Consider the following 20,366-nt stretch of genomic DNA (forward strand, 5'->3'; position numbering starts at 1 on the left):
CTTCGTTCTTTCGTTCATCGCTGTGTTTCAGCGGCGACTTAAATAATATAACATATCGAGAACCGAATATCAAGCACTTTTTATTTAGCATTTTGTTCCAAGTGTCTGGCATTTCGTTTCTCTCTATTGCTCCTCCCTCAAACCAATATTTTTTAGTAGCTTTCGGGGGGACATTTAATATATCACATTCCGCGTGCGGGCTCAAGTCCTAACCCTAAGGAAATGAATGGAGGCATTCCTAAAGAAGAGCAGGGGGAAGGAGATCCCCCTGCTCCGCATTCCCATTATTCATTGATCCATGGATTCCGCCGTCCACTTGCTTTGCTGGTCCGTTGCCGCGTTTTTTTAGAAGCCGTTCCAGCGCTGGATTTACTTTGTTTTTTCGAGGCTGATTGCGAATCAAGGCTGCCTGAAATTTTTGCGCTTTTCTTGGAAGAAGTTTGCGTTTTAGATTTGGTTTCCGTTTTTTTTTGCCCGCTATCCTCCAATTCGTCACTGGAATCCGAGACTTGTGCCTCCCGATCGAAGTGCCCCTTCATATTCTCGATCCCTCCAATTTCACCTTTCAGGGGTTCGTAAGAAATCGGAGCCTGGTTGTTCGCTTCAGGATAGGCCATCGGGTATCCGGGCATGGATGGAGCGGAATAGGCTGCAGGCATTACCGACGTAGGATAACCTGGAACGGGCGGGCCGTAGCAAGGCATATATCCCGGTTGATGTCCCCAATCCATCGCTTGCGGATGAAAGGTGTTTCCATATGATTTCGGGGATACGGCTTCCGGAGAGATCCCGTACGGCTGATAACCCGAATTGGGTGCCTGATTCGTATATGGACTCATCCCTCCCAAATCGGGCATCTGTGAGGCAGGAGCGTGAACGTTCGATATCCCCGGATACTCCCCTTCCATAGGCGACAGCGCTGGCGGAATTGAAGGACTCCCGTAATTGGCCGATACCGGTTCAGCCGCTATCGGATATTGATAAAAGGGAGGATAGGCTTCCGGGGCCGCATACGGGTACGGGGACGTTCCCGAGCATCCGCAAGGCGACGGGGCGTAACCCATGGCCGGAAGAATCATCGGTGATTGTTGCGTTGGATAGAACGGCAGCATATTGGAATTAGGATAGGAAGGATTAGCGTATACGTTTGGTTGCACATTAGGCCCATAAGAGTAAGGACTAACTCCGGTAGGTTCGCCTTTCATCGACTCATACCCATACGGGCTGACTCCCATTGGCTCACCTTTCATCGGCTCATACCCATACGGGCTGATTCCCGTCGGTTCGCCTTTCATCGGCTCATACCCATACGGGCTGACTCCCGTTGGCTCGCCTTTCATCGGCTCATACCCATACGGGCTGACTCCCGTCGGCTCGCCTTTCATCGGTTCGTATCCATACGGGCTGACTCCCGTCGGCTCGCCTTTCATCGGTTCGTATCCATACGGGCTGACTCCCGTTGGCTCGCCTTTCATCGGCTCATATCCATACGGGCTGACTCCCGTTGGCTCGCCTTTCATCGGCTCATATCCATACGGGCTAACTCCCGTTGGTTCACCTTTCATCGGCACATTTGCAGCAGGGCTGACATTCGTTGGTCCATAGTTCACAGGGGCGATGTTCATCGGTCCATAGTTCGCGGGAGCAATGTTCATCGGTCCATAGTGATAGGGTTCGACCTTGACCGGTTCATGCTTTTGAGGTTCATAATGGATCGGCTGGAGTTTGGTGGATTCGTATTGAATTTGCTCCACTTCGATTTTAATCTCCATCGGTACCGCTTTAGGCGGCTCTACATGCACCGGTTGCTGCTTCGGCGGCTCTACCTTGACCGGCTCCACCTTCATCGGTTCTTCCTTCGGTTTCTCCTTTTGAACAGGCTCTATCTTCGGTACCTCTACTTTCGGCGCCTCCACTTTCGGAGGTTTGGGCGCCGTCATTTCCGGCTTGACGCCGGTTGGAACCTTCGTTCCCGCGCCTGCAATGGGAGCCGTGTTTTTCTTTCCGGTTTGCGCCGGCAACATGCCCGTATTCGCTCCTGACGGGTTGTCGGCTCCCCCGGCGGGTGCTCCCGAACCCGTAGGAATGTTCACGATATCCCCTACCTTTAACGGGTTCGGATCGTTAAGCTGAGGATTAGCCGCAATCAGGTTCTGCAAAGGCAAGCCCCAAGCTTTGGACAGTTTCCACAACGTGTCCCCCTGCTTCACGACGTGCTTGTAAATATTGCCCGGTTCACCGCCGATCGGCACGGCCACGGCCGGAATCTTCACTTTGTCGCCGACGTTTAACTGATTCGGATTCGCGATCTGCGGGTTGGCTTCGATCAATTTCTCCAGAGGCACGTTATACTTTTTTGAGAGTTCAAACAAAGTATCGCCTTTTTTCACAATATGGATTTTCACGCGATAAAGACCTCCTAGGTTTCTTCTCCGGTACGTGATGATCGCCCGGGGCCCATTTATTACATCCTATGCAGGAGCCCGGTTTTTGACATCCTGGAAAAGAAAAAATCCTATCTTCCTCTAAGTCAAGGAAAATAGGATTCTTACCCGCGTCTACCGAGGGTCTACCAAACCTTCAATCCGTCCTGATCCACGATCGCGCGGAATTCCTCCAGCAGCTTCAACGTAATCGGGCCGGCATGCCCCTCGCCGATAATACGGCCATCAACTTCGCGAACGGCGATAACTTCGGCAGCCGTCCCCGTCAGGAACACTTCGTCAGCGACATAAACATCGTGAAGCGTAAACGGCTGCTCCTGGATGCTGTAGCCCTTTTTGCGGCAAATCTCGATGATCGCCTGGCGGGTAATTCCGTCCAGCGCGCCCAAATAACAAGGAGGGGTGGTGATCATTCCGTTTTTGACGATGAAAATATTGTCGCCCGAGCCCTCGGTCACGTATCCTTGCGCGTTCAGCATAATTGCTTCGCCCGCACCCGACAGGTTCGACTGGATTTTCACCAAAATGTTGTTCAAATAGTTCAGCGATTTGATTTTCGGATTCAAGGCGTCCGGGATGTTGCGGCGCGTCGATACGGAGACGGTTTTCAACCCCGTTTTGTAGGCTTCTTCCGAATAGATCGCGAGCTGCTCGACGATAATGACGACCGATGCCTTCGGGCAGCGGTTCGGATCCAAACCTAAGTTGCCGGCGCCGCGGGAAACAACCAGACGGATGTAGCCGTTACGCAGCTCGTTGCGGCGAAGCGTCTCGACAAGCGCGTTCTCCATTTCCTGGTACGTCAGCGGAATCTCCAGCATGATGGATTTGGCCGAATCGTAAAGACGGTCCAGATGCTCCTTGCATTTAAAAATATTTCCGTTATAAATGCGGATGCCTTCGAAAATGCCGTCCCCGTACAAAAATCCATGATCATATACGGAAACCTTTGCTTGATCTTTGGTTACGAATTGTCCATCTAAGTAAATCCATTGTTCTGCCATTATTTTGGCACCTCCGCTTTTTGTTCTCCAAACGATAAGCTGGGATAACTCCCCAGCACGCGTACTTGACAGCCCAAGGCTTCGATTTCCCCAATCGCTGAGCTAAGCAGCACGGTATCGAGCGACTCAAGCACATCCATAATAAAATAGTAATTGCCGAGCCTTTTCTTGGTAGGGCGCGACTCAATGCGCGACAAATTCAGTTTACGCCATGCAAACGCGGACAATACCTGATGCAAAGCACCTGGAAAATCCTCCGGCAGCGTTACGAGCAGACTCGTTTTGTTTTGGGCTGCCGGGATCTCCGGCTCCAGCGGCCGAGGGCCGATCAGAACAAACCGGGTATAGTTGTTGTCGTGGTCCGTCACCTGGCTGGCCAGGACATCCAAACCATGACGTTTGGCTCCGAGCGCCGTCCCGATCGCCGTCCAACCTTGTCCCGGATTTTTCTTCACCAATTCCACCGCTTCCGAAGTGCTGCCGGAATGCTCCAACTCCGCCCGGGGCATCCGCGAGCGGATAAATTGCAGGCACTGGGCCATCGCAACCGGATGGGACAACACCTTCGTCACTTTGGCGTAATCGATATCGCCGGGTTGATCGGCCGATTGGAACTCTTCCCGCTTGCCGATCAAATTCTGCACGGAAGGGTACACCCATTCGATCTGCATCGGAATATCCACCTCATGGACAAGCCAATCCATATGAAGGCTAACGGAGCCTTCGATCGTATTCTCCATCGGAATGACGCTGTAATCGCTGTGGCCGCTGGCCGTAGCCAAGAATACGTCGGAAATCTGCTTGAAATGAAGCAGCTCCACCGGCTCGTCGCCGAATAGGTGCAGCGCCGCTTCATGGGATACCGAGCCTTCCGGCAGCAATGCTATTCGTTTCATCTCCGCAACTCACTCCCTAACTTCATCCAACGTTCAGGTGCTCCAAATTTATTGAACGCAGCCGATCCTCCCGCCCACTCAAGCCTGGATGTAATCCAAAAATGAACCTTCACTCTCCATAGTAAGCTCCACGGCCCCCAATGTGCAAGGTTTCAGCCGCATCGTCTGCGCAGCGATGCCTTGTTCGCCGAGCACCTCCAACAGGAACGACTCAAGCTGATCGTCCGTTCCCTGACGGCGATCCGTCAGGCAGAGCAACGTCGGGCCGGCCCCGCTCAAAGCGGCGCCCAAGGCTCCGTGGGCCGTCGCCTCCTCGAGGATCCGGGCCATGCCGGGCACGAGCGAAGCCCGATAGGGCTGATGCAGCCGGTCGCGCATGGCGGCCGGAATCAAGTCTAACCGGCCTGCGGCTAGCGCCGCGGTGAGCAGGGACGTGCGGCTGACGTTGTACACTGCGTCCTGCAGGCTGATCTGCTTGGGCAGCGCCTCGCGCGCCTTGGACGTGGACAGCTGAAAATCAGGGATGGCCACGAGCACCTCCAGATCGGCCGGCGGCTCGATGCGCAGCACATCCGCGTGCGATCCGTCCCAGACGGCGGTGATGATCCCGCCGAACAGGGATGCGCCCACGTTGTCCGGATGCTTCTCCAGAGCCGTGGCCATGTCGAACAGCTTGGCTTGGCTCAAAGGCTCGCCGATCAGCAGGTTGGCGGCAAACAGCGCCCCGACGATCGCCGAAGCGCTGCTGCCAAGCCCGCGGGTCAGCGGAATATCCGATTTCATCGAGATTTCCAGTTCCGGCAAGATCACGCCGGCTTCCGCAAACACCGATTGCGCCACTTGATACACCAGATTGCTTTTATCGGTCGGCAGTCCTTCCAGGTTTCCCCCATGCAGGCGAAAAACCGTGGAAGCGGCCGGTTTCATTTCGATCCAGGAATAAAGGTTAAGCGCCATGCCAAGCGTATCGAAGCCAGGGCCCAAGTTCGCCGTGCTTGCCGGCACCTTGACCCGGACGCCTTCCCGGCGAATCATGCCCGCGCTCCTTGCAGCTTGGCGATCGCATCCAGGACCGCTTCTTCCGTGTCCTGCACGACAAGCGGTTCGCCGCCGATGCTCTTGATGGCGATGTTCGGGTCTTTCAGGCCGTGCCCGGTCAGCACGCAGACGACCGTCTCGCCGCCTTTGAAATAACCTTCCCGATGCAATTTATAAACGCCGGCGATAGAAGCCGCCGAAGCCGGCTCCGCGAAGATCCCTTCCTTAGCGGCGATGGTGCGGTATGCGTCAAGAATTTCATCGTCCGTAACGTAGTTGATTTGCCCGCCGGATTCCTCCGCGGCCGCGACGGCCGTCTTCCAGCTGGCCGGATTGCCGATGCGAATGGCGGTCGCAACCGTCTCCGGCTCCAGAATCGGCTCGCCTTTGACGATGGCCATTGCGCCTTCGGCTTCGAAGCCGACCATCCGCGGCAAGGAAGCCGATTTGCCGCGTTCATGATATTCCTTGAAGCCTTTCCAGTAGGCGGAAATGTTACCGGCGTTGCCGACCGGAATCGCTAGTACGTCAGGTGCTTTCCCCAGTTGATCACAAACCTCGAAAGCCGCCGTCTTCTGACCTTCGATGCGGTACGGGTTCACCGAATTCACCAGCGTGATCGGATGTTTGGCGGTGATGTCGCGCACGATTTCGAGCGCCCGGTCGAAGTTCCCTTCGATCGCGATCACTTTCGCGCCGTAGATCATCGCTTGGGCCAGCTTGCCGAGAGCGATGTTGTTGTTCGGGATCAGTACGATGCAATCGATCCCTGCACGTGCGGCGTATGCCGCTGCGGCTGCCGAAGTATTTCCCGTGGAGGCGCACATGATCGTGCGGCTGCCTTCCTCCACCGCTTTGGCGACGGCCATGACCATGCCGCGGTCCTTAAAGGAGCCGGTAGGATTTAACCCTTCATATTTGAAATAAAGGTCAAGCCCCAGCTCCTTCGACAGGTTCTCCGCGCGAACCAGCGGGGTATTGCCTTCCTGCAGCGTCAGCTTCGGCGTTTTGTCGTTCACCGGCAAATATTCCTTGTACGTTTCCAGCAATCCGAGATATCTCATCCAATAAGAACTCCTTTATCTGATTAATGGTATTATCCCTCTACGCGATACACGCTTTTGATTCGATGAATGACATCCAGCGATTCGAAATGGGCTAGAACCTTATTCATGCTCGCCTTGCTGGCGTTATGCGTCACGATCATGATCTCTGCGCCGCTCAAATTCGTATTCGGCGTTTGCACGACCGACTCCAAGCTAACCTCGTATTCGGCGAATACTTGGGTGATCTGCGCCAGGACGCCGGCTTTATCGTCAACGTGAAGCAACAGGAAGTTTTTGTAGGCGATTTGTGCGTCCGTTTTCAGCTTCTTCGGCTTATACGGAACGATCGCCTTCAAGCCGTTAACGCCAAGCTTCAGGTTTTTGACGACGGCGACCAGGTCCGCGACCACGGAGGTAGCCGTCGGCATTTCTCCCGCCCCCGCGCCGTAGAACATCGTTTCGCCCACCGCTTCCCCGTAGACGTAAACCGCATTATATACGCCGTTTACTGCAGCGATCGGATGTGTCTTCTTGACCATCGTCGGCTGTACCGTAATGCTGAATTCGTCGTCTTGCCGTTCGGCGATGCCAAGGAGCTTCATCTCGTACCCGAGGCGCTTGGCATATAAAATATCTTCCTTCGACACCGAAGAAATCCCCCGGACGTGCACATCGCCAAGCTCCACGTTGGTGCGGAAGCCCAGCGTCCCGAGAATGGCCATCTTGCGGGCCGCGTCCAGCCCTTCCACGTCGGAGGTCGGGTCCGACTCCGCGTATCCAAGTTGCTGCGCTTCCTTCAGGACATCCTCGTAAGAGGCGCCTTCCTGGCTCATTTTGCTCAATATATAATTGGTCGTCCCATTGACGATCCCCATGATTTTCATGATCCGGTCGGAGGAAAAACCTTCAATCAACGTGCGGATGATCGGAATCCCGCCCGCCACGCTCGCTTCGTAAAATACGTCGCATTGATGCTCCATCGCCTTGGCCAGAATCTCCGAGCCGTACAACGCCATCAAATCCTTGTTGGCGGTCACGATATGCTTGCCGCGTTCCAGCGCCTCCAGGATATAAGCTTTCGTCTGATCGACGCCGCCCATCACTTCCACGATGACGTCGATTTCCGGGTCACGGATGACCGACCAGGGATCTTCCGTCAGCTTTCGCGGATCCACGTCGATGCTGCGCGTTTTCTCTAACGTTTTGACGGCGATTTTCTCGATGACGATCGGCGAACCGACCTGACTGCTGAGATCCTCCTGATGTCCTTCCAAGATCCGGACGACGCCGGTCCCCACCGTGCCGAGTCCGAGCAGTCCTACTTTCACAGCCTTCACAGCCGTCCCCTCCCGTTAACCAAATCCGGGTGTTCCCGTTTGGCTTCTTCTCTTATCCTTGCCCAACAATCTGCGTTCTTCTTACGCCCGGGATGCCTTGCAGCGAATTCAGCATCACGTCCAGCTCCTCGGTCAATCGCGAGGTTTCCACGGAGATCACGACATTGGCTTTGCCTTGCAGCGGAATGCTTTGATTAATCGTCAATACGTTGCCGCCGGAACCGGCGATCAGCGAAAGCACCTTCGATAAGATCCCCGACCGATGCTCCAAATCAAAAGAGATGGTTACGATGCTTTCCCGTTCGATTTGATTTAATTGATGAATGCCGTCCTTGTATTTATAAAAAGCGCTGCGGCTCAACCCCACCTGAGCCACGGCCTCGTGCACCGTTTTCGCATCCCCGGAAGCGAGCAGCTGCTTCACCTGCAGAGTCTTGACCACCGCTTCGGGCAAGATATCTTCACGTACCAAATAATAGTGCTCTTTCACGAACGTCCTCTCCTTAGAGACCTTTGTTTTCGTATAGTGGACATTATAACGGAAATACGGCGGAGTGGCAATGCTTTTTATCCCGCCCGATAGTAAAAAAAGCACCCAAAAGGTGCTCTTTTACATCAATAATAGTAGCTGCTGCCTTCGACGAATTCGAACTCAAAATCACCGATGCGAACCAACGTACCGTCCTTAGCTCCCCGCTTACGCAGCTCATCGTCGACCCCCATATGCCGCAGCGTACGTGCCAGCTTCAGGATCGCGTCATGGGAATTCAGCTGCATCCGCTTCATCATCCGCTCGATCTTCGCGCTTTCCACCACAAACGTCTCATTCTCGCGGCGGATCGTAAAGCTGTCGTCTTCCGTTTTATCCAATTTGTAAATTTTGCGTTCCGCCAACTCGGTAACTTCTTCGATGGCCGGAGCTTCCGGAATTTGTTCCAGCAAATCGGATACGCGGTACAACAGCTCCTGAATGCCCTGACGGGTCAGCGAGGAAATCGGCAGGATTTCCAGCTCTCCGCGCACTTTGGCGACTTCCTCGCGGAATTTCGCGAGATGCTCCGCGGCTTCGGGCATATCCATCTTATTGGCGGCAACGATTTGCGGACGTTTCTCCAAATCTGCGTTGTATTGCCGCAGCTCATCGTTGATTTTCTGCCAATCCTCAAACGGGTCGCGCCCTTCCGAACCAGCCATGTCGACGACATGGACGATTAACCGCGTCCGTTCCACATGGCGCAAGAATTCATGACCCAGGCCGACGCCTTCATGAGCGCCTTCGATCAACCCGGGCAAATCCGCCATCACGAAGCTGCGCCCGTCGCCCACCTCGACGACCCCAAGATTTGGAGTAATCGTTGTAAAATGGTAAGCACCGATTTTCGGCTTGGCTGCCGATACGACCGACAACAACGTCGACTTTCCGACGCTCGGGAACCCAACGAGTCCGACATCGGCCATCACCTTCAGCTCCAGCACAACCCAGCGTTCCTGGCCCTCTTCGCCATGTTCTGCCAGCTCGGGCGCCGGGTTGTTTGGCGTAGCGAACCGAATGTTGCCGCGTCCGCCCCGTCCACCGCGGGCGACGACAATCTGCTGTCCGTGGCGCGTCAAATCGGCAAGCACCTCCTGGGTATCATCGTCGATGACGACCGTTCCCGGAGGAACCCGTACGATCATATTCTCCGCATTGGCCCCATGTTGGCTCTTGTTCCGCCCTTTCTCTCCGCGCTGCGCCTTGAAATGCCGCTGATAGCGGAAATCCATCAGCGTTCTCAGGCCCTCGTCGACGCGAAAAATCACGTCGCCGCCTTTGCCACCGTCGCCGCCGGCCGGTCCGCCCTCGGGCACGTATTTCTCCCGGCGAAAAGCCACGAGCCCGTCGCCGCCGTCGCCCCCTTTGACATAAATTTTCGCTTTATCTACAAACATGCGTTCACCTCGTTTATTTTTCCGCAAGGCACCCGAAGCCGCAGCGTACCGCTCTCCGCATCGCCCCGTTCTGCCCGTACCCGCATTCCCGCTATTCCCTCATCAATGTGACGGGCAAGGGCCTCTGGGTTCCCTGCCAGGCCTGCCTGATCAAATCGAACCAACACTTCGCCGCCTTCGCGATACATCGACATCTTTAACTGAAGCGTCTCTCCCCAGGAGGATCGTCCGCTAAACTGAAATGCTCGCACCGTTTCCACGATGGCTTCCGTCAATTCTTCCGCCTCATCCGCGGTAAGCAAGCTGTCCAACTGCAGTTCGTCTTCAATATCAACGTCGAGCTGTACCGACCCGTTCACCTCGCGGAACGATTGCAAATAGAAGACCAAAGCCGGAATGCCAAGCCTGGAGATTTTGCTCTCCACGGCCATTCGTCCTTTTATTCTTTCCACGCAATCGGCCAGTTTATCAATTTTCCGAAGCTGAATATACCCGTACAAAATCTGCAGGTCGTTCATCCAATCGTGACGATGATGACCTAACGTCGCGGAGGCCGTTCGTTGGACCGACTCGAGCAAATGCTTCCGCTCGATTTCGGCCGTTTTCCGAAGATGCCGAACGTAAACCCAAAACAACACGAAAAGAGCCCCGCACAGAAGAACCTGTCCGATCGGCGATTTCAGGAAATAAGCAAGTGTCAGGCTAACGGCCGCCAGCAGCACGAACATCGCCCTCACCATGAACCGATGTTTCATATTTTCCCCGTTCCTCTAACAAATTGGGCGGAATAAAGTTCCCACCCTGGCATCACTACCCAGTATAACATACCTAAACCAAGTTCGCTCCCGTTATGTATGTAAAAAAAAATAAGCCCCGACACCAAGGTGCCAGGGCTCTTGCTTATAGGGTCTTAAGCTTCGACTGTAGCCGCTACAGGAGCGGTTTCCACAGGGTAGACGCTCACTTTTTTGCGATCGCGACCCCAACGTTCGAATTTCACGACGCCGTCGACTTTCGCGAACAGCGTATCGTCCGAACCGATGCCTACGTTCGTGCCCGGGTGAATTTTCGTTCCGCGTTGACGAACGAGAATGCTTCCGCCCGTTACGACTTGACCGTCAGCACGTTTCACGCCAAGGCGTTTCGCGATGCTGTCGCGTCCGTTCTTCGTGGAGCCTACGCCCTTCTTGGAAGCGAATAACTGGAGATCCAATTTCAACATTGTAGTCTACCTCCTTCTTCAAATAATGACGTCCTGTATCTGAATATACTTCCCGTATGATTCTTCGATACTCTTCAGCATAACGACAAGCGAGGCAAGCAGCAATTGCGCTTGTTCTCCGGCTTCCGTTCCATCCGCAGCAGGAAGATTCGCGCTGAGAAAGCCGTTCTTCATCCTGGAGTCCATCACAATGCCCGTCAACGCCTCGATCGAATTGACCGTTCCCACGGTCACGGCCGAAACGCCTGCACAGACGATGTCCTCACCCGCCTTAGCGAAGCCGGCATGGCCTTCCACCTCAAAGCCCGCGATGCCGTTATCTTTCCGGCGCAATATGGAGACGATAATCAAATTACCGCACCTTCTTACGCTTGAATTTTCTCGATCGTTACTTTCGTGTAAGGTTGACGATGACCTTGCTTCTTGTGGTAGTTCTTCTTAGGTTTGTATTTGTAAACGATCACTTTTTGGCCTTTGCCGTGTTTTTCGACTTTCGCCGTAACACTTGCGCCGGATACCAATGGAGCGCCCGTTACCAATCCTTCGCCTTTGGATACTGCCAACACACGGTCGAACGTTACGCTTGCGCCGTCTTCTGCGTTCAATTTCTCGATGTAAAGCACATCGCCTTCTTGAACACGGTATTGTTTACCGCCGGTTTCGATAATTGCGTACATTTGCTTGCACCTCCTCATGTCTCAGACTCGCCTGATTCAGGTGCCGATAGACGCAAGGTCCAGCGGACTTGTCAACCCGATCGGAGCGGTTGCAGCATGTGCACAAGCTAACTCATGACACATACCCTAATATACTATCATGTACCTCGTAAAAAATCAACTGATAACCATATTCTCTTCCCGCATTCGTTTTCGCGTCATTTCTAGCAAACCAAGTTTCGTCCAGCCCAAAATATGATGTTGCGTTCGGTCGCCGGACAGCGCTTGCTCCAGCCGTTCGCACACGGCCGACCGATGCTCGTCGCTGTCCATGTCGATAAAATCGACGATGATGATGCCGCCGGTGTCCCGCAGCCGAATGAGCCGGGCCATTTCCTGCGCGGCTTCCAGATTCGTGCGGAATACCGTGTCCTCCAGGTTGTCTCCCCCGGTGAACTTGCCGGTATTCACATCGATGACGGTTAACGCCTCGGTGGTGTCCCACACCAGATAGCCGCCTCCCGGCAACCAGATTTTCCGCTGAAAATCCTTCTCCAGCTGCGGCTTCACCTCATAATGATCGAATAATGGCGCGGCGCCGTCATAAACAATGACGCGTGGCGTCTCCCCCGGCAGCATCGCCTGCAGGAAGGCAAGCGCCTCCTCGGCCTGCTCCGGACAATCCATGATCAGCTCGTCCGTTTCCGGGCTGTATACGTCGCGCATCAAGCGTTGGATCATGCTTAAATCCTGGTGAAGCACGACCGGCCCCGCCGCATGCTTCGCTTTCTCCAAGATGGCGGCCCACTGCTTGCGCAATTGCGCGAGGTCCTCGCCTATCGCCTCTCCGTCTTCTTCCTCGGCGACCGTACGCAGAATCAGCCCTTCCTCTTCACGACGGAGCTCCTCGCCCAGCAGCTTAAGGCGGTTTTTCTCCTCTTCGCGCCCGATCTTCTTGGAAACGGCAACATAACCGGCCGTCGGCATATAAACGAGCCAACGTCCCGGCAAGGAGTAATGGGTCGTCACCCGCGCGCCTTTATTGCCGATGGCCTCTTTAACTACCTGCACGACCAGCTCTTGGCCTGGCTTCAGAAGCTCGGCGATCGACGGCTTCTGCTTCGGTTGCTTTTCCAAATGAGGGTGCAGCACGTCGTCGATATAGAGAAACGCATTCTTTTTTTGTCCGATATCTACAAAAGCGGCCTGCATGCCCGGAATGACATTAACCACCTTGCCTTTAATGAAACTGCCAACCAGCCCTCTATGCTGAGAACGCTCTGCCGCATATTCCACCAGTTTGCCGTTCTCCAGAAGCGCGATTTCGGTAGAGCCGGGTCCGCAGTGAACAATCATCCTTTTCATGATCTCACCCTTCATACGTTCGTCATCCAATGATCATGAACTCAACATTATCAAGTAACATGCCCGTTCCATTATATCACGACTTTCGCGCTTCAAGCCCCGGAACTCCCCTGTAAGAAAGAGGAAATCACTCGCTGTTCCGGCACGACCGCCACGATGTTCCCTTGGTGGTTCATCACATAAACGAAATGGTATTTTTCTCTTTTAAATAGACGCAAAATATGATCCAAAGGTTTCGTTTTGTCGGCAACGATCGGCTGGGCCAAAGTCCCGGTCAGCAGATGCCTGGAGAAGCTACGGTCCCGGTTCACCAGAAAACGCAAAAAACGATAGGGAATGTTCCGATAATCCGTCAGATTGGAATAGAGCAGAAAAAGGCCGATCATCAAAAGATTCAATTGCATCCCCCCGAGCCCGAGCAACAGCGGAAGGAAGGAATATGCCAGCAGCAAGGCGCTGAACAGCAGGCTGATGCGGTAAGACCAGATCAGCGTGGCGTAGTAAGGCATCGCAAGGCTGCATAACGCCTGCGAGATTTTTCCGCCGTCCAGCGGCAGGATGGGCAGCAGGTTAAATAAGGCGATCAACAGATTGCTTTGGATAAAATAGTTCAAAAACGGCCCGTCCCACATTCCGGCAACATGAAGCAGCAAAGAGGCGCCGATCAGCAAAACGTTCTGCAGCGGTCCCGCCAAAGCGATGACGATCTCCCGGCCGGCCGTGATGTCCCCCGCATCCTCCATGACCGCCACGCCCCCGAACGGAAGCATTTGGACGGATATGACCTTAATGCCGTACATGCGGGCGGCAAACACATGGCCCATTTCATGAACGAACACGATCGCGAATAAGGCAAGCAGTTCCAGGAAGTGACCGGTCAGCACGGACAGCAGCATGATGATGACGAAAAAAGGATGAAAGGAAATCGCGATGCCGCGCCATTTAATCAAACGGAATCACATCCGCCGGATCGATATACCGGTCATCTTTTTTGATCGCGAAATAGAGCGTCGGCAATGGCGACTGCGTCCACGGCGGAAGGCTGCCCAGAACATCGCCCCCTTCCAGCCAGTCCCCTTTTTCGACGGAGATCTGCTCCAAATGTCCATACACCGAGACGTACCCCCCGGCGTGCTGCACCGTCACCGTCTGCCCGGTAACGGCATCGCGGGCTACGCGGAGCACCCGTCCGGTCTCGATGGTTTTGACCTGCGCATTGCCGGTGTCGGGAATGATTTCGACTCCTTTTAAGCTCAAGGCGAAAGGACTGGCCAGGTTGCCGGCGATCGGAGGCGAAAAACCGGCTGCGGCCCCTACCCGAAGTCCGTGATCTTCATTCGTTTTGAATATCGGAATAAACGACGGCGCCCCGCCGAAATAACGCTCGTACCAGGCTTGGGCCGCCTGGAAATCCATCTCCACGGTAAGCGACTTGGCAATAAACGCGCGAATCGGCGTCGACCAGGACGGCTCATATCGGTTTATCCCCCAAATCGCCGCAAACAGGAGCGCGCTGATTACCAGTCGGACGAACATCGCAGACCAAAATGTAGACCGTCTCCCCGGCCCGGGAACTAGCGGTTCCTCGTTCCGGCTTCCGTAGGCGCTCCCGTAGGGATCCTCCCAGCGGCCTTGCCCGCGTTTCCATAACCGTTCGGGATCGGGATCGGGATCGGGACCGGCGATATCCGCACGCTCTACGTTCGCCTTTGGCGGCGATTGATCCCGCCGCGGGATCGCGGCCCGTCCGGGTGCCGTTTCCCATCCTTGTTCCAACGGCAACGGACCGGCGGCATCTTCCATCGTCAACTGGCGAATCCGCTCCGCTCTCCGTTTCTTGACATTTGATTTCACGTCCATGCTCTCATCCCTCCGGTCCAATGCACAGTTCGTGTTTGTCACATCGGTCATCCGTACCTGCCACTGCTTGATCTTCCGGGCAGGCCTGTACATTATACTTATGAGCCGGAGGGAGGGAATATGAACAAGCCCGTTCCGCAAAAAAAACCGATGCCCCCGGCACCGGTTCGTCCTATTCGACCTTATATTTCTCCTGATGCAGCATAATGCTGAACACCAGTCCGATACATAACATATTGATTAAAAGCGAGGTTCCCCCGTAACTGATGAACGGAAGCGTAATCCCGGTAATCGGCATCAGTCCGATCATCATCCCGACGTTCTCGAAGATCTGGAACAGGAACATCGCTACGATTCCGACGATAATGTAGGCTCCCCGTTTATCGATGCAATGCAGGGCGATCAAGATCATCCTATAGATGAACAAGAAGTAGAGCAACAGCAGCACCGAAGCCCCGATGAACCCGAATTCCTCGCCAACGACGACGAAGATAGAGTCCGAATACGGATACGGAACGAATTTTTTGTTCTTCAAGTCGCCTTTCATGTAACCGTCGCCGAGCAATCCCCCGGAGCCGATGGCGATCTTGGCGTAGTTCGATTGATGGCGATCGTCGCTCGACGCTTGGTCCGGGTTGATGAACGTATTGATCCGCTGATACCAGTGGAGCTTCTGATGTTTCTCCAAATAATCCTGAATCTGCGTGTTATAGGCGTTAAACAACGTAACGAACAGAATCAAGGCCGCCACGGCGGCGGTCAACGCGATCAAGACATGGCTGTATCTCGCATTGCCGATCCACAGCATTCCCACCAGCACGACCAAATAGATGATGGCGTTCCCTAAGTCCGGCTGAATCAGCACCAAAAAAAACGGCAGCAGCGTCACCAGCGTGATCGGAATGATGTCGCGCCGGAATTGAAGCGGTTGCCCCATTCTTTTGCCTAGTAAATATCCCGTCGTCAGGATCAGAATAATCTTAACCAATTCGGCCGGCTGAAATTGCAACCCCCCGATCCGGAACCAGCTGCGCGCCCCGTTGATTTCCGGAGCGAACAGATAGACCAGCACCAGCAGCACGCAGCCCGCCCCGTAAACATACCAGCTGTAGCGAAGCAGGGTACGGTAATCCACTAAAGCCATGCCGAATACGACAACAAATCCCAGCAAGTAAAAAATGACCGTTTTGAGATCGTAACCCTGAAATTCCGATTCGTAAGGAGCGATGGCACTGCGCACCAGGAGGGTACTAAACAGCATAAACAAAGCGAGTATCCCCACCATCAGCCAGTCCACTTTTCTTAGTTTAAAAAACAACGGTTATCCACCCATTCCAAAAAACTTCTTGAAGCGCGTAAATACGCCCTTCTTCTGATCCAGCAGCATGAGCGGCACGGTGTCGCCCAAGATCCGCCGCGCAATGTTGCGGTAGGCGATCGCCGCCGAGGAATCCGGATTCATGACCGTCGGTTCCCCGCTGTTGGCCGCTTTAATGACCAGCTCGTCATCCGGTACGATCCCGATTAAATCGATATTCAGCACCTGCAAAATCCCTTCGATATCCAGCATGTCCCCGGCTTTCATCATATTGATCTTGATCCGGTTCACGACCAGCTTCGGCGAAGCGATATGCGAGTTCTCCAACAGACCGATTATGCGGTCCGCATCACGCACCGCGGCGTGCTCCGGCGTCGTGACGACAATCGCCTGGTCCGCGCCGGCAATCGCGTTCTTGAAGCCTTGTTCAATCCCGGCCGGGCAGTCGATAATGACGAACTCGAATTCCTTTTTCAGCTCTAGAATGATATCCTTGACCTGTTCCGGCGAAATGGCGTTTTTGTCCTTCGTTTGCGCAGCCGGAAGCATATAAAGCTCATCGAACCGCTTATCCTTCACCAGCGCTTGATTCAAGCGGCAGCGGCCTTCGGCCACGTCGATCAAATCATAAATGATCCGATTCTCGAGTCCCATAACCACGTCCAAATTCCGCAAACCGATGTCCGTATCCACCAAGCAGACTTTTTTCCCCAGCAGCGCAAGCGCCGTTCCGATATTGGCCGAGGTGGTCGTTTTGCCGACCCCGCCTTTGCCCGACGTAATTACGATAGCTTGTCCCATGATTCACACCCCTTTAAACACGTTAAGGTCCGGTCTCACCCGGGTCATATTGATGATTTTGTCGATCTGCATCTTTCCTTCCCGTAGAAAAGCGAACTCCATGCTCGTTTCCCGGTTCTCCCACTCATCCGGCGGGCGGCTGATCGTCTCCGCGATCCGGAGCTGCGTCGGAGACAGGTACGAAGCCGCGATGACCGAATTCTCGTTGCCCGCGAATCCCGCATGGGCCATGCCCCGCAGCGCGCCAAGGATCAGAATGTCGCCGGTACAGCGAATCGTCCCCCCGGGGTTCACATCGCCGATAAACAGCAGGTGTCCTTCATGATGCAGCACCTGCCCCGAGCGGACGATGCCCGCAATCGTCGTCAAAGCCTCCGGCGCATCCGCACGGACTATTTCCGGCATCTCGAAGGAGCGGACAAGCAGGTTGCCTTTTTGCTTCAATATATCAAGAATCATTTCTTTCTGATCCTCGGTGACGAGTCGCATCCCCAGCTTCACATCGACGTGGATGATCGGCCCGGTCAAAATATGTTGATGGCTAAACTCCAATTTATATTTCAGTTCCTCCAGAAGACTTGAAAAATCGCATTTGTCGTCCAGCAGGAAAACCAGGCCATCTTTTACGCCTTTAATCGTCACGTGGTTGGATTTTACTGTCATTAGCCTGTCCCTCCCCCCTAATCAATTCGCGCCGGAGCGGAAAAGTTCCTGCTTATGGCAAGCAAAATAAGCGGGAAGTCAAGCGTTCTCCTCGGGAGAGCGTCTGCGGGTAATGATTTCGAGTTGCCGCCTGAGCGGCACGTAAATCGCCAGAGCAAACACGAACTGCACGAAGACGTTCGGAACGATGTGGTTTTTCAGGGCCCACGTATACGGCTGGTGGATTAATTCGAACAGTGAATACGTGCCGAACAGGATCGAATCCAGCAGCAGACCGCCCAGCAGCACGACGATCATCATCAGCGGCAGGGGCGCCCGTTGGTTGCGAGACAGGAGTCCGAGCAAATAGCCGGACAACCCCATGGCGAAGGAGTAAGCGCCAATCAGCGCGCCGTAAAAAACGATGTCATGCAGTATCCCGAACACCAGGCCGAGGATCAGCCCCGAATGCCGGTTCTCATAAACGGAAAAATAAAGAATGACCACGTAAACCAAGTGCGGGGCGATCCGCGACTGCCATGCCGACGGGACCAGCCAAGGGACCAAAGTGCCCTCCAGAATGAACAACAGGAACATCAGCAGGTAAAGAATCAGTTTGCGCTTGTTCACTCGCCTTCACCTTCCGGTTCGAACACGATAAACAGTTCCTTCCAGTCGGTAAAGTTAGCGGCAGGTTCCACCGTAGCGGTGTACGTCAATCCGTATTCGCCAACCTGGATGTCCTTCACGGTACCCACGACCATCCCGCGAGGGAACACGCCGCCGATTCCGGAGGAGACGATGACATCCCCTTCCTTCAGCGGAGTAGCGTCCTCAATGCGCGTCATGAGGAACATCCCCTGCTCGCGATCAAACGTTTCGATCATGCCGAACACGTCGTTTTCCTTCCCCTGCGCCGTAACGGCGATCCCGTTGGAGTTCGGGTCCTTGGCATCCATCGAGGTGGCAAGACGGACGGTAGACGTAAAGTTGCTGACATGGCTGATCACGCCGACCAACCCTTTCTCGGAAGAAACGGCCATTCCCTCCTTGACGCCTTCCCGAGCCCCCAGGTTGACGACGATCGTGCGATTAACGGGATCATCGTTGACGCTGATGACTTGGGCTATTTTCCAGGTGTAGTCATACATTCTCTTCTGTGCTTCCGTAAAGTCGAGCTCATCCTTCAATCGCTTGTTCTCTTGCTCGATCCAGTTATAGGTCGCCTTGTCGCGCGTATAGTGCGCCAAAGCGATCTTGAGTTGCTCGTTCTCCTCTTGCAACGCACGGAGATTCGAAATATCTTCAAATAAGCCCGCTACATAGCTAGCGGGCTTGTAAAACACGTATTGCACGAAGCCAACCGTGTCCTTCACGAATTTCTCCGGCCAGGACAAGTTGGTTCTTGGCCCTAACGTAAACCCCATTACCGCAATAAATAAAATAAGTCCCATCAACAAAATAAACAATCTTTTGTTGCCAAGCAGCTTAAACAGTTTTCGCACCCTCCAACCATACATTTTTCTTGGAAAAACGGCATAGGCCGTCCAATTCAGGACGGCGCCGCTTTAATATCAGGGGTGCCTTCTTCCACGCGAAATTATCGTTTGGAACGAAGGGCTGAACTACTTTTCGATTTGAATAGGTGGATATTATCCAAGGCACGGCCCGTGCCGATGGCCACGCAATCGAGCGGATTCTCCGCCACGATGACCGGCATGCCGGTTTCGCTGGCCAGCAGTTTATCCAGGTTGCGCAGCAGCGCGCCGCCGCCGGTCAACACGATTCCACGGTCCATAATGTCCGCGGCCAATTCCGGCGGGCATTTCTCCAAGGTTACTTTCACGGCGTCAACGATCGCGCCAACCGTATCGCTTAACGCATCGGAAATTTCATCGGAAGTGATCGTGATCGTCTTCGGCAAACCCGTCACGAGATCGCGTCCGCGGATTTCCATCGTTTCGACTTTCTCCAACGCAAGCGCGGAGCCGATATCCATTTTAAGCTGCTCGGCGGTTCTTTCGCCGATCATCAGATTGTATTGGCGTTTGATGTATTGGATGATCGCTTCATCCATTTCGTCGCCTGCGACGCGTACGGATTTGCTGGTGACGATCCCGCCAAGGGAAATCACCGCGACTTCCGTCGTCCCGCCGCCGATATCCACGACCATGCTGCCGGTTGGTTCCCACACCGGCAAATCCGCGCCGATCGCCGCGGCGAAAGGCTCCTCGATCGTATAGGCCTCGCGCGCGCCGGCTTGCTTCGTCGCGTCTTCCACGGCCCGCTGCTCAACGGCCGTGATGCCCGACGGAACGCAAACCATCACGTTCGGGTGGCGTTGGAACAGCGAACGCTGCTTCTGTGCCTGGCTGATAAAATATTTAATCATCGTTGCCGTTGTATCGAAATCGGCGATCACACCGTCCTTCATCGGACGGATCGCCCGAATGTTGCCTGGAGTTCTGCCAATCATCTTCTTGGCGGATTCGCCGACGGCCACGATGTTTTTCGTATCGGTATGAATCGCTACCACCGATGGTTCGCGGACGATAATTCCCTTGCCTCTCGTATATACCAGCGTATTTGCCGTCCCCAAATCAATACCCAAGTCTTTCGTAAAGCCACCCAACATGCTGCTTCTTCCTTTCCTTCTGTATCTAACCCATTATATTAGAGGTTGTTCAAAAAGTCATCTTCCGATCACGAAGTTTAATCACTGAAGCGTTTGCGACAGCGAATCTTGAATTCAGCCGGGTCTTCCGTTGCTCACGTAGATTTGTCTACGCTCCGCTACTCAGCCCCTGG

21 protein-coding genes and 1 other annotated feature are annotated in these 20,366 nt (G+C 54.3%); all 21 genes read right to left on the reverse strand.

Translation table 11 applies throughout. The features are described 5' to 3' along the window. Window positions 1-284 precede the first annotated feature (284 nt). The 21 genes from MJ257_RS15980 to MJ257_RS16080 all read right to left on the reverse strand — a co-directional run bounded on the left by MJ257_RS15980 (window position 285) and on the right by MJ257_RS16080 (window position 20,193). The gene (locus tag MJ257_RS15980) at window positions 285-2,405 is read right to left on the reverse strand and encodes a LysM peptidoglycan-binding domain-containing protein (protein WP_240270197.1); all 2,121 of its coding nucleotides are present in this window, start codon (window positions 2,403-2,405) and stop codon (window positions 285-287) included. 164 nt (window positions 2,406-2,569) lie between these two features. Beyond that, on the reverse strand, window positions 2,570-3,448 hold the full coding sequence (gene ilvE / locus MJ257_RS15985) for a branched-chain-amino-acid transaminase (RefSeq protein ID WP_240270198.1): 879 nt from the start codon (window positions 3,446-3,448) through the stop codon (window positions 2,570-2,572). Beyond that, window positions 3,448-4,344 (reverse strand): prephenate dehydratase, encoded by an 897-nt coding sequence (pheA, locus tag MJ257_RS15990; RefSeq protein ID WP_240270199.1) that lies wholly within the window; start codon window positions 4,342-4,344, stop codon window positions 3,448-3,450. Before pheA ends, ilvE begins: the two co-directional genes overlap by 1 nt. Window positions 4,345-4,422: 78 nt before the next feature. Further along, complete coding sequence (gene thrB / locus MJ257_RS15995) at window positions 4,423-5,379, reverse strand: homoserine kinase (RefSeq protein WP_240270200.1); 957 nt, start codon at window positions 5,377-5,379, stop codon at window positions 4,423-4,425. Continuing rightward, entirely contained in the window at window positions 5,376-6,446 is a 1,071-nt protein-coding gene (gene thrC / locus MJ257_RS16000; protein WP_240270201.1) for a threonine synthase, read from the reverse strand. Before thrC ends, thrB begins: the two co-directional genes overlap by 4 nt. Before the next feature lie 32 nt (window positions 6,447-6,478). Beyond that, a complete protein-coding gene (locus MJ257_RS16005) occupies window positions 6,479-7,765 on the reverse strand; it encodes a homoserine dehydrogenase (protein WP_240270202.1) in 1,287 nt (428 codons plus the stop codon). A gap of 52 nt (window positions 7,766-7,817) precedes the next feature. Beyond that, window positions 7,818-8,255, reverse strand: coding sequence for an ACT domain-containing protein (locus tag MJ257_RS16010; protein ID WP_240270203.1), 438 nt, complete (start codon window positions 8,253-8,255; stop codon window positions 7,818-7,820). Window positions 8,256-8,380: 125 nt separating this feature from the next. After that, window positions 8,381-9,694, reverse strand: a complete 1,314-nt coding sequence (obgE, locus tag MJ257_RS16015; RefSeq protein ID WP_240270204.1) for a GTPase ObgE — start codon at window positions 9,692-9,694, stop codon at window positions 8,381-8,383. Next, window positions 9,685-10,449: a Spo0B domain-containing protein gene (locus MJ257_RS16020; RefSeq protein WP_240270205.1), complete on the reverse strand. Its 765-nt coding sequence runs from the start codon at window positions 10,447-10,449 to the stop codon at window positions 9,685-9,687. The genes obgE and MJ257_RS16020 overlap by 10 nt, the downstream gene beginning before the upstream one ends. 155 nt (window positions 10,450-10,604) lie before the next feature. Beyond that, a complete protein-coding gene (gene rpmA / locus MJ257_RS16025) occupies window positions 10,605-10,916 on the reverse strand; it encodes a 50S ribosomal protein L27 (RefSeq protein ID WP_036620517.1) in 312 nt (103 codons plus the stop codon). Window positions 10,917-10,934: 18 nt separating this feature from the next. Beyond that, a complete protein-coding gene (locus MJ257_RS16030; protein ID WP_240270206.1) occupies window positions 10,935-11,267 on the reverse strand; it encodes a ribosomal-processing cysteine protease Prp in 333 nt (110 codons plus the stop codon). Between the two features lie 14 nt (window positions 11,268-11,281). After that, window positions 11,282-11,593 (reverse strand): 50S ribosomal protein L21, encoded by a 312-nt coding sequence (gene rplU / locus MJ257_RS16035; RefSeq protein ID WP_059040908.1) that lies wholly within the window; start codon window positions 11,591-11,593, stop codon window positions 11,282-11,284. Window positions 11,594-11,606: 13 nt separating this feature from the next. Next, window positions 11,607-11,694 (reverse strand) — a sequence feature (ribosomal protein L21 leader region). A gap of 55 nt (window positions 11,695-11,749) precedes the next feature. Next, window positions 11,750-12,937, reverse strand: coding sequence for an Rne/Rng family ribonuclease (locus tag MJ257_RS16040; protein WP_240270207.1), 1,188 nt, complete (start codon window positions 12,935-12,937; stop codon window positions 11,750-11,752). A 92-nt stretch (window positions 12,938-13,029) separates the two neighbouring features. Beyond that, a complete protein-coding gene (locus tag MJ257_RS16045) occupies window positions 13,030-13,887 on the reverse strand; it encodes a M50 family metallopeptidase (RefSeq protein WP_240270208.1) in 858 nt (285 codons plus the stop codon). After that, window positions 13,880-14,797, reverse strand: coding sequence for a M23 family metallopeptidase (locus MJ257_RS16050; RefSeq protein WP_240270209.1), 918 nt, complete (start codon window positions 14,795-14,797; stop codon window positions 13,880-13,882). Before MJ257_RS16050 ends, MJ257_RS16045 begins: the two co-directional genes overlap by 8 nt. Window positions 14,798-14,969: 172 nt before the next feature. After that, window positions 14,970-16,115: an FtsW/RodA/SpoVE family cell cycle protein gene (locus MJ257_RS16055; RefSeq protein ID WP_240270210.1), complete on the reverse strand. Its 1,146-nt coding sequence runs from the start codon at window positions 16,113-16,115 to the stop codon at window positions 14,970-14,972. Window positions 16,116-16,118: 3 nt separating this feature from the next. Beyond that, on the reverse strand, window positions 16,119-16,916 hold the full coding sequence (minD, locus tag MJ257_RS16060; RefSeq protein WP_178021201.1) for a septum site-determining protein MinD: 798 nt from the start codon (window positions 16,914-16,916) through the stop codon (window positions 16,119-16,121). A gap of 3 nt (window positions 16,917-16,919) precedes the next feature. Then, window positions 16,920-17,579, reverse strand: a complete 660-nt coding sequence (gene minC / locus MJ257_RS16065) for a septum site-determining protein MinC (protein WP_240270211.1) — start codon at window positions 17,577-17,579, stop codon at window positions 16,920-16,922. 78 nt (window positions 17,580-17,657) lie between these two features. Then, a complete protein-coding gene (gene mreD / locus MJ257_RS16070; RefSeq protein WP_240270212.1) occupies window positions 17,658-18,188 on the reverse strand; it encodes a rod shape-determining protein MreD in 531 nt (176 codons plus the stop codon). Continuing rightward, window positions 18,185-19,063 carry a rod shape-determining protein MreC gene (mreC, locus tag MJ257_RS16075; RefSeq protein WP_178021195.1) on the reverse strand — a complete coding sequence of 293 codons (879 nt, stop codon included), beginning with the start codon at window positions 19,061-19,063 and terminating at the stop codon, window positions 18,185-18,187. Before mreC ends, mreD begins: the two co-directional genes overlap by 4 nt. 95 nt (window positions 19,064-19,158) lie before the next feature. Then, entirely contained in the window at window positions 19,159-20,193 is a 1,035-nt protein-coding gene (locus MJ257_RS16080; RefSeq protein ID WP_178021192.1) for a rod shape-determining protein, read from the reverse strand. Between the last annotated feature and the right edge of the window lie 173 nt (window positions 20,194-20,366).

Source organism: Paenibacillus timonensis (assembly GCF_022427145.1).
In the GTDB taxonomy this organism is placed as follows: Bacteria; Bacillota; Bacilli; order Paenibacillales; family Paenibacillaceae; genus Fontibacillus; species Fontibacillus timonensis.